Origin of the sequence: Streptomyces sp. YS-3, assembly GCF_045257485.1 — a bacterium.
Classification (GTDB): domain Bacteria; phylum Actinomycetota; class Actinomycetes; order Streptomycetales; family Streptomycetaceae; genus Streptomyces.
Window position 1 is genome coordinate 1 of the sequence record NZ_JBJHPC010000297.1, and the last position, 8,812, is coordinate 8,812.

Below are 8,812 nucleotides of genomic sequence, written 5' to 3' on the forward strand. Positions count from 1 at the left end.
CGCGCGTTCAGCGTGCGCACCCTCGGCCAGGGCGTGCCCTTCGCCCAGCAGACCTCCGGCCCCTCGGGCTCGGGACGGCGCCGCAAGCTCGGTACGCCCTCCGAAGGGGAACGCCCCGCCGGACCCGCCGGGGCGCTCGGCCTCGGCCCGTCCCCCACGTCGCTGCTCTCGCCCCCCTCGGAGGGGCAGGGGCGGGCGTACGCCATAGGGGCACCGGACAAGGGCGCCGAAGGTCCCGAGCCGCTGGACGGGCCCGGGGGAGCCGTCGAGGTCGCCAACCGGCCGCACCCGCAGCCCGTGGACGACGAGCTGCCTCCCGAGCCGCTCGACAACCCGCGCCGGCTCCTCGTCTGGCCCGCGCCCGACGTCTCCACCCAGCAGGCGCTGAGCGACCGCGGCTACCGTCCGGTGGTCGTGCACTCCCGCGAGGAGGTGGACGCGCAGATCGCGGCGTTCCCCGCCGCGCTCTTCGTCGACCCGCTGACCGGGCCCATCACCCGTACCGCGCTCCAGTCGCTGCGGCAGGCGGCCGTCGCCGCCGAGGTGCCGGTGCTGGTGACGGCCGGGCTGGGACAGGCCACGCGTGAGGCCGCGTACGGCGCCGACCCGGCCGTCCTCCTCAAGGCGCTCGCCCCGCGCGACAGCGAGCAGCACCCGCCCCGGGTCCTGCTGATCGAGGAGCACGAGGAGATCGCCCTCGCCCTGACGGCCACCCTGGAGCGGCGCGGAATGCAGGTGGCGCGCGCCGCCACCGACAGCGAGGCCGTGACGCTGGCGGGCCAGATGCGGCCGAACCTGGTCGTGATGGATCTGATGCAGGTACGCCGCCGCCGCGCCGGGATCGTCGACTGGCTGCGCGCCAACGGGCAGTTGAACCACACCCCGCTCGTCGTCTACACCTCGGCGGGGCTCAACCAGGCGGAACTGCCGAAGCTGTCGGCGGGGGAGACCGTGCTGTTCCTGGCCGAGCGCTCGACGAGCGCCGAGGTCCAGGGCCGGATCGTCGACCTGCTGGCGAAGATCGGCACGAACTAGGGCCGGTACGGGCAGAGCCCGGAGCGGCCAGCGGCCGGTACGGACAGCGATGGGGCCGGTGGGTGTTTCACGTGAAACACCCACCAGCCCCCGCAACACTCCGTCTCACCGGGGTCGTTCGCGGGGCATGTTTCACGTGAAACATGCCCCGCCCCGGCTCACCGGGCCACCTCTCAGCGCAGCTCCGTGACGTCCAGCTCGCCGTCCGCGTACTGCCTGCGGATCACCTTCTTGTCGAACTTCCCCACGCTCGTCTTCGGTACCGACTCGACGATCGTCCACCGCTCCGGCAGCTGCCACTTGGCGACCGACCGGGCGAGGAAGTCCCTGAGGTCCGCGTAGCCGGCGCTCGCCCCCGGCTTCAGGACGACCGTGGCCAACGGGCGCTCACCCCACTTCTCGTCGGGCACAGCGACGACCGCGGCCTCGGCGACCTCGGGGTGCGCCATCAGGGCGTTCTCCAGGTCGACCGAGGAGATCCACTCCCCGCCCGACTTGATGACGTCCTTGGCGCGGTCGGTGAGCGTCAGATAGCCCTCGGGGCTGATCACCCCGACGTCGCCCGTCTTCAGCCAGCCGTCCTCGCTGAACTTGTCGGCGGGGCGGAAGTCCTCGCCGCCGGCGCCGCCGTAGTACGCGCCCGCGATCCAGGTGCCCCGGACCTCCAGTTCACCCGCCGACTCGTTGTCCCAGGGCAGGAGTTCCCCGCCGGGACCGGTCAGCCGCGCCTCCACGCCCGCCGGGAAGCGGCCCTGGGTGATGCGGTAGGGCCACTCCTCCTCGGCCGAGAGCCCGGCCGGCGGGTTGGCCATGGTGCCCAGCGGCGAGGTCTCGGTCATGCCCCAGGCCTGACAGAGCCGGACGCCGAGCTTGTCGTACGCCTCCATCAGCGAGGGCGGACAGGCGGCGCCGCCGATGGTGACCTTCACCATCGAGGTGAGGTCCCTGGGGCGGGCGGTGACCTCGGTGAGCAGCCCCTGCCAGATGGTCGGCACGGCGGCGGCGTGGGTGGGCTTCTCGCGCTCGATCATCTCGGCGAGCGGAGCGGGCTGGAGGAAGCGGTCCGGCATCAGCATGTTGATGCCGGTCATGAAGGTCGCGTGCGGCAGCCCCCAGGCGTTCACATGGAACTGCGGCACCACGACCAGGGTCGTGTCCCTGTCGGTGAGCCCCATCGACTCGGCCATGTTGACCTGCATCGAGTGCAGATAGACCGACCGGTGCGAGTACACGACGCCCTTGGGGTCGCCGGTCGTGCCGGAGGTATAGCACATGGCGGCGGCGGTGCGCTCGTCCAGTTGCGGCCACTCGTACGAGGTCGGGCGGCCCGCGAGCAGCTCCTCGTACTCGTGCACCTGCGGCCCTCCGCCGTCGATGTCGTCGAGCAGCGAACGGTCACCGGGGCCCGAGACCACGACGTGCTCGACGGTCGGCAGGTGCGGCAGCAGCGGGGCGAACAACGGCAGCAGCGAACCGTTGACGATGATGACGCGGTCGGCCGCGTGGTTCACGATCCAGATCAGCTGCTCGGCCGGGAGCCGCAGGTTCAGCGTGTGCAGCACCGCGCCCATGGAGGGGATCGCGAGGTAGGCCTCGACGTGGTCGGCGTTGTTCCACATCAGGGTGGCGGTCGCCTGGCCGTCCTCGACCCCGAGCTCGCGCAGACCGTGGGCCAGCTGCGCGGCCCGGCCGCCGATCTCGGCGAAGCTGCGGCGCCGTGGCTCCGCCTCGCCGGTCCAGGTCGTGACCTGCGACTTGCCGTGGATCGTGGACCCGTGGGTCAGGATCCGCGAGATCAGCAGCGGTACGTCCTGCATGGTGCTCAGCACGGCGGCCTCCCGGGGGCGCTACGGTGCGCCTCGTGGCGATAAGGGTGTGCCGATTCTGCTCACGTACCGCGCGGTATGTCACTACCCGGAGGTAATGAATCACCCACGAGACCAAGGTCACGCGGCGTGCGGCCCTCCTGGCGCCCGTTATCGGCCGACCGGATTCCGGTCAGCGGACGGGGGCGAGCTCCGGGTCCTCGCGGAGTTTGCCCAGCGCCCGGGAGACCGCGCTCTTCACCGTGCCGACCGACACCCCGAGCACCTCGGCGGTCTGCGCCTCGCTGAGGTCCTCGTAGTACCGCAGCACGACCATCGCCCGCTGCCGGTCCGGCAGCTTCATCACGGCACGCCACATCGCGTCGTGCAGGACCTGCTGGTCGGCCGGATCCGGCTCCGGCACCATCTCCGGCTCGGGCAGCTCGTCGCAGGCGAACTCGTCCACCTTGCGCTTGCGCCACTGCGAGGTCCGGGTGTTGAGGAGCGCACGGCGCACATAGCCGTCGAGGGCGCGGTGGTCCTCGATCCGGTCCCAGGCGACGTACGTCTTGGTGAGGGCCGTCTGCAACAGGTCCTCGGCGTCGCTCGGGTTCGCGGTCAGCGAGCGTGCGGTACGCAGCAGCACGGGGCCTCGGGCCCTCATGTACGAGGCGAACGACGGGTACGGCGTCGCCGCCCGGGAGGCGCTGTTGCAGACAGGCGTGGTCATACCTCCACGCTAGGAGCGCCCGCTACGCCACGGATCGGCCCCAGGTCGCGAAGCGGGGTCCCTCTCAGGTTGTACGGGTAGGGGTGGCTGGACCTCCTGAAGGTGGAGGAGGCCCCGGAGCTCGTCAGGGTCGGAAGCGGGCGACCGGGGCATCCACGGTGTTCCGGTCCACCACGAGCCGCCGTCCGCCGTGCGTCTCGGTCACGTTCCCCGCGTACTGGTGGATGCGCCGGTGCGGCGTCCACGCGTCCGCGTGCAGGGTCGGCTCCCCGTACAGGGAGGGCCCCGAACCCCAGCGCGCGAACCACATCACCGACGGCAGGTCCGACTGCCCGGCCCGCCTGGCCTGCTCCATGTGCCGTACTCCGGACGCCGCGCTGCTGTAGAAGCCGGGCAGGAAGCCCCGGCCGCGCACCTCGCGGTTCCAGGCCCGCACGAACGCCAGCGTCGTCCGGGCGCACCCCGCGTTGTTCGCGTCGTACGCCTCCATGTCCAGGTAGAGCGCGCTGCCCTGCCGGATGCCGAGCTGCTCGGCCGCCTCCGCCGCCTGCCTCCCTTCCGTCCGGCCCTGGGGGGCCGAGTCGGCGCTCATCCGCACCTTCCGCTTCGCCTGCGACCGTACGCACGGCGACTGCGAGCCGACGAAGATCGGCAGCACCCGCCAGCCCATCCGGTCCACGTCCGTCAGCCAGCTCTTGTTGAGGTGGTGCTGGTCGGGGCAGCCGCGTCCGCGCCCCGCGAAGTAGACCCCGACCCCTCCGTACGACGAGGACCGCCACGCCTTCATCGTCGCCAGCGGCGGCGCCTGACAGGTGTCGAACGCGGCCCCGTTGAAGTGCACGGCACGCGCCAGCACCGCCGGGCTGTCCACCGAGTCCGCCGGAGCGAGCGCGGCCATGGCGGTGCCGGCCGCGTCGACCGCGGCAGCCGCAGCCGTCGCGGCGGCGTCCGAGACCACGTCCGAGGCGGTGCCCGATGCGGTGCCCGAGGCAGCGACCGCCGCGCCGGCGACTGCCGGGACGTCGGGTGTCGGTGCGGCCGACGCGGAAGGGCTCAGCCCCGCCGCAGCAGCCACGGCCGGGACATCGGGTTTCGGCGCCGCCGACACGGAAGGGCTCAGCCCCGCCGCAGCGGCGACAGCCGGGACATCGGGTTTCGGTGCCGCCGACACGGAAGGGCTCAGCCCCGCCGCAGCGGCCACGGCCGGGACATCGGGTTTCGGTGCGGCCCACGCGGAGGGGCTCAGCGTGAGGAGAGCGGCGAGCGTCGTGGCCACGGTGAGCGGTGGCGCGATGATGCCCAGGTACCAGGGCCGGATCGATGTAGGGCTGTGCATAGGGTGAGTGAAAGGCCGTCAGCTCCGGTCGGCCACCGCTCGGCTCCGTGTCTCAGCCGTCCGTGGCCAGGATCATCCTTCCGTGTGCGGAGGTTCAGCCGTCCGCGCTCAGGATCAGACCCGAGGTCGGGACGCCCGTCCCGGCCGTCACCAGCACCCGCCCGGCGCCCGGTACCTGATTGGCCGCCAGGCCCCGGACCTGCCGCACCGCCTCCGCTATCCCGTTCATCCCGTGCAGATACGCCTCCCCCAACTGCCCTCCGTGCGTGTTCAGCGGCAACGCGTCCGCCGCCACGAAGTCCGCCGCCGTGCCCGGCTCGCAGAACCCGAACTCCTCCAGCTGCATCAGCACGAACGGGGTGAAGTGGTCGTACAGGATCGCCACATCGACCTCCGCCGGGGTGAGTCCGGACGTCCGCCACAGCTGGCGCGCCACCACCCCCATCTCGGGCAGCCCCGTCAGGGAGTCCCGGTAGAAACTCGTCATCCCCTCCTGTCTGCGGCCCGCCCCCTGCGCGGCTGCGGTGATCACGGCGGGCGGACGGCGCAGGTCACGCGCGCGCTCGGCCGTGGTCACGACGAGCGCCTGACCGCCGTCCGTCTCCTGACAGCAGTCGAGGAGCCGCAGTGGCTCCACGATCCAGCGCGAGGCGGCGTGGTCCGCGAGCGTGATCGGCCTGCGGTAGAAGTACGCCGCCGGGTTGGTCGCCGCATGGCGCCGGTCGACGACCGCCACCTGCCCGAACGCCTCGGGCGTCAGACCGTACGTGTGCAGATAGCGCTGCGCGGCCATGGCGACCCAGGAGGCCGGGGTGAGCAGCCCGAACGGCAGCGACCAGCCGAGCGCCGCGCCCTCGGCGGACGGCTCCCGGTGGCGGACCCCGGATCCGAACCGCCGCCCCGACCGCTCGTTGAACGCCCGGTAGCAGACGACCACTTCCGCCACCCCCGAGGCCACCGCCAGCGCGGCCTGCTGGACGGTCGCGCACGCGGCTCCGCCGCCGTAGTGGATCCGCGAGAAGAACGACAGCTCACCGATGCCGACCGCCTGCGCCACGGTGATCTCCGGGCTGGTGTCCATGGTGAAGGTGACCATGCCGTCGACGTCGTCGGGGGTGAGCCCCGCGTCGTCGAGCGCGGCACGCACCGCCTCCACGGCGAGCTTCAGCTCACTGCGCCCCGAGTCCTTGGAGAACTCGGTGGCGCCAATCCCGGCGACCGCCGCCTTCCCCCCGAGCGAGTCGGCCCGCCGCACACTCATGACGCCACCTCCCCGGCGCCGCCCGCCCCGGCCCGGGGGAGAGCGACCGTGACGGTCCCGGTGACGTGGTGGCCCAGCCGGTTCGCCCCCACCACCCGCACCTCGGCCGTGCCGTCCTCCACGGCGGTGACCGTGCCCGTCAACGTCATGGTGTCGCCGGGATGGTTGGGTGCCCCCAGCCGTATCCGCACCGCACGCAACCGCGCCTCGGGGCCGAAGTGATCGGTGATGTACCTCCCGACCAGGCCGTTGGTGGTCAGGATGTTCATGAAGATGTCCGGGGACCCCTTCTCCTGGGCGAGCACCGCGTCGTGGTGCACGTCCTGGTAGTCGCGGGAGGCCACGGCCCCGGCGACGATCAGTGTCCGGGTGACCGGGATCTCCAGCGGTGGCAGCTCGTCTCCCGCCTTCATGCCGCGTCCTCCTCTCCCTCGACGATCAACCCGCCCAGCTCCGCCAGGATTTCGGCGCCGCACCCCAGATACGCGTCGATCTGGCGTCCCCAGAGGAAGTGCCGGTGCACCGGGTGCTCCAGGTCCGCGCCGAGCCCGCCGTGCAGATGCTGGCCCGCGTGGACGACCCTCCTGCCCGCCTCGGACGCCCACCAGGCCGCCGTCAGCGCGTGCGTGCGGTACGGCAGCGCACGGTCGCGCCGCCAGGCCGCCTCGTACGAGGTCACCCGTATCGCCTCGGTGTCCATGTACGCGTCGGCCGCCCTCAGCTGGACCGCCTGGTTGGTGGCGAGCGGCCGGCCGAACTGCTCACGGGTGTTGGTGTGCGCCACCGCCCTCGCCAGCGACCCGGCGCACACCCCCGTCTGCAGTCCGGCGAAGGCGGTACGGGCGGTCGCCAGCACGTCGTCGTAGGCGCCCGGACCCGGACCGCCGATCCGCTCGCCCCGCGCTCCCGAGAGCGTGAGCCGTCCGGCCGACCACGGCGCCGTCGTCTCGACCGGTTCCGTCTCCGTCCCCGGTGCTCCCGTCCGTATCCACCACAGCGCCCGGTCCGCGTCCGCCACCAGCACATGCGTGGCATCCCGGAGCCAGGGGACCACCGGTACCACTCCGGTCAGCTCCCCCGTCGGGCCGCCGTCGGCCGAGGCCCGCACCCCGTCGTGCGAGGGGAAGGCGCCGGCCGCCACCGCCGTGCCGTCCCTCAAGGAGGGGAGCAGCCGGTCGCGCTGGTCCGGGGAGCCGTGGGCGGCCAGTGCCAGGACTCCGTAGACGCAGCTCGCCGCGAACGGCACCTGGGCGGTGGTGCGGCCCTGCTCCTCCAGGGCGAGGACCAGCCCGAGCAGCCCCGTCTCCTCGACGGCCGCGGACAGCCCCGCACCGCACAGGGCCTTCCACAGCTCGGTGTCCGTCCCGGTCCCGGCGGCGGTGAGGCGTTCATGGGTGGAGAGGTCGCCGAAGATCTCCCCGGCCAGCTCACGGATCGCCGCCTCCTCCTCGGTGGGGGTGAAGTCCATCAGCCACCCTCACCCCCTCGGAACACCGGCAGTTCCAGCTCCTCGTCCACCCGGAGGAACTCCAGGCGCACGGGCATCCCGATGCGCACCATGTCGTAGGGCACGCCCACCACGTTGCTGATCATCCGCACGCCCTCGGCCAGCTCGATCAGCCCGACCGCGTAGGGCGCCGTCCCGTCGCCCCCGTCGCCCCCTTCGGTGCCGGGCTCGGCGAACCCGGGGAAGCGGGGGTGGTGCATCACCACGTACGAGAACACCGTCCCGGCGCCGCTCGCCTCCACCGTGTCCCAGTCGGCCGCCCCGCAGCCGTTGCACCCCGGCAGCCAGGGGAAGCGCAGCTCGCCGCAGCCGGTGCAGCGCTGGATCAGCAGCTTGTGGGCGGCGACTCCGTCCCAGAATCCGGCGTTGTCCCGGTTGACGACCGGTCTCGGGCGTCGGCCCCGGGGCGGGCGGCGCGCCGGGGCGTACTTGAGGATCCGGAAGCGGTGGGTGCCCGCGAGCTCGCCGTTCGCCCGGACGTCCATGCGCGTGGTGACGAAGTGGCCCGTCCCCAGCTTGGTGTTCTTCCGCTCCGAGACCGTCTCGATCACCGCGTCATAGGTGATCCGGTCGCCCGGGCGCAGCTCCCGCAAGTACTCCTGCCCGCAGTCGGTCGCGACCACCGAGGTGAAACCGGCGCCGTCGAGCAGGGCGAACAGCTCGTCGTGGGCGCCCGAGCGGTCCGTGTGCCCGGAGAGGCCGCCCATCGTCCAGGCCTGGAGCATGGTGGGCGGCGCGATGGCGTCCGGTCCCCGGTAGGCGGGGTTGGTGTCTCCCATCGCCTCGCACCAGTGCCTGATCATCGGCTCGTTGACCAGGTCCTTGCCGACGCCCTCGTGCGCCGCCGACCTCCCCTCGTACGCCTTCAGGCGTCCGTACAACCCGCCCGGGTCCGGGCGGCGCGCGGACGGCTCCTCCCCGCCCGCGACGCGCCCCCGTGAGGGCGCGGACACGTCCTCGCTCATCTACCTCCGCCCCCTCTTCATCCCGAGCCGCATCGTCGCGACGATCTCCCGCTGCACCTCGCTCACCCCGCCCCCGAACGTGTTGAGCTGCGCCGCGCGGTTCATCCGCTCCAGCTCCCCGTCCCCCACGGCGCCCGGCGACCCGCCCCGCACCAGCGCCGTCTCCCCCGCGA

The 8,812-nt window shown here is 72.7% G+C and carries 8 protein-coding genes and 1 pseudogene; 1 reads left to right on the forward strand and 8 read right to left on the reverse strand.

What is annotated here, in order from left to right:
- Positions 1-1,035 (forward strand): annotated as a pseudogene (locus tag ACJA3G_RS22515) (hypothetical protein); the annotation flags it as partial.
- A 173-nt stretch (positions 1,036-1,208) separates the two neighbouring features.
- On the opposite strand, the gene ACJA3G_RS22520 reads toward ACJA3G_RS22515, so the two are convergent.
- The 8 genes from ACJA3G_RS22520 to ACJA3G_RS22555 form a co-directional block, all read right to left on the reverse strand.
- Positions 1,209-2,864, reverse strand: a complete 1,656-nt coding sequence (locus tag ACJA3G_RS22520; RefSeq protein WP_406554834.1) for a long-chain fatty acid--CoA ligase — start codon at positions 2,862-2,864, stop codon at positions 1,209-1,211.
- 169 nt (positions 2,865-3,033) lie between these two features.
- A complete protein-coding gene (locus tag ACJA3G_RS22525; protein WP_406554835.1) occupies positions 3,034-3,570 on the reverse strand; it encodes a SigE family RNA polymerase sigma factor in 537 nt (178 codons plus the stop codon).
- A gap of 124 nt (positions 3,571-3,694) precedes the next feature.
- Complete coding sequence (locus tag ACJA3G_RS22530) at positions 3,695-4,906, reverse strand: DUF1906 domain-containing protein (RefSeq protein WP_406554836.1); 1,212 nt, start codon at positions 4,904-4,906, stop codon at positions 3,695-3,697.
- A gap of 94 nt (positions 4,907-5,000) precedes the next feature.
- On the reverse strand, positions 5,001-6,167 hold the full coding sequence (locus tag ACJA3G_RS22535; protein ID WP_406554837.1) for a lipid-transfer protein: 1,167 nt from the start codon (positions 6,165-6,167) through the stop codon (positions 5,001-5,003).
- Entirely contained in the window at positions 6,164-6,580 is a 417-nt protein-coding gene (locus tag ACJA3G_RS22540) for a MaoC family dehydratase (RefSeq protein WP_406554838.1), read from the reverse strand. Before ACJA3G_RS22540 ends, ACJA3G_RS22535 begins: the two co-directional genes overlap by 4 nt.
- Positions 6,577-7,635, reverse strand: a complete 1,059-nt coding sequence (locus ACJA3G_RS22545) for an acyl-CoA dehydrogenase family protein (RefSeq protein ID WP_406554839.1) — start codon at positions 7,633-7,635, stop codon at positions 6,577-6,579. Before ACJA3G_RS22545 ends, ACJA3G_RS22540 begins: the two co-directional genes overlap by 4 nt.
- Positions 7,635-8,639, reverse strand: a complete 1,005-nt coding sequence (locus ACJA3G_RS22550; RefSeq protein WP_406554840.1) for a bifunctional MaoC family dehydratase N-terminal/OB-fold nucleic acid binding domain-containing protein — start codon at positions 8,637-8,639, stop codon at positions 7,635-7,637. The genes ACJA3G_RS22545 and ACJA3G_RS22550 overlap by 1 nt, the downstream gene beginning before the upstream one ends.
- The coding region (locus tag ACJA3G_RS22555; protein ID WP_406554841.1) for an acyl-CoA dehydrogenase family protein at positions 8,640-8,812 on the reverse strand (173 nt) is incomplete at its 5' end.

What these genes read in the sequence shown, in the direction of transcription:
- ACJA3G_RS22525 (WP_406554835.1), bottom strand. Translation starts at nt 3,570, where the DNA reads ATGACCACGCCTGTCTGCAACAGCGCCTCCCGGGCGGCGACGCCGTAC.
- ACJA3G_RS22530 (WP_406554836.1), bottom strand. Translation starts at nt 4,906, where the DNA reads ATGCACAGCCCTACATCGATCCGGCCCTGGTACCTGGGCATCATCGCG.
- ACJA3G_RS22540 (WP_406554838.1), bottom strand. Translation starts at nt 6,580, where the DNA reads ATGAAGGCGGGAGACGAGCTGCCACCGCTGGAGATCCCGGTCACCCGG.
- ACJA3G_RS22545 (WP_406554839.1), bottom strand. Translation starts at nt 7,635, where the DNA reads ATGGACTTCACCCCCACCGAGGAGGAGGCGGCGATCCGTGAGCTGGCC.
- ACJA3G_RS22535 (WP_406554837.1), bottom strand. Translation starts at nt 6,167, where the DNA reads ATGAGTGTGCGGCGGGCCGACTCGCTCGGGGGGAAGGCGGCGGTCGCC.
- ACJA3G_RS22550 (WP_406554840.1), bottom strand. Translation starts at nt 8,639, where the DNA reads ATGAGCGAGGACGTGTCCGCGCCCTCACGGGGGCGCGTCGCGGGCGGG.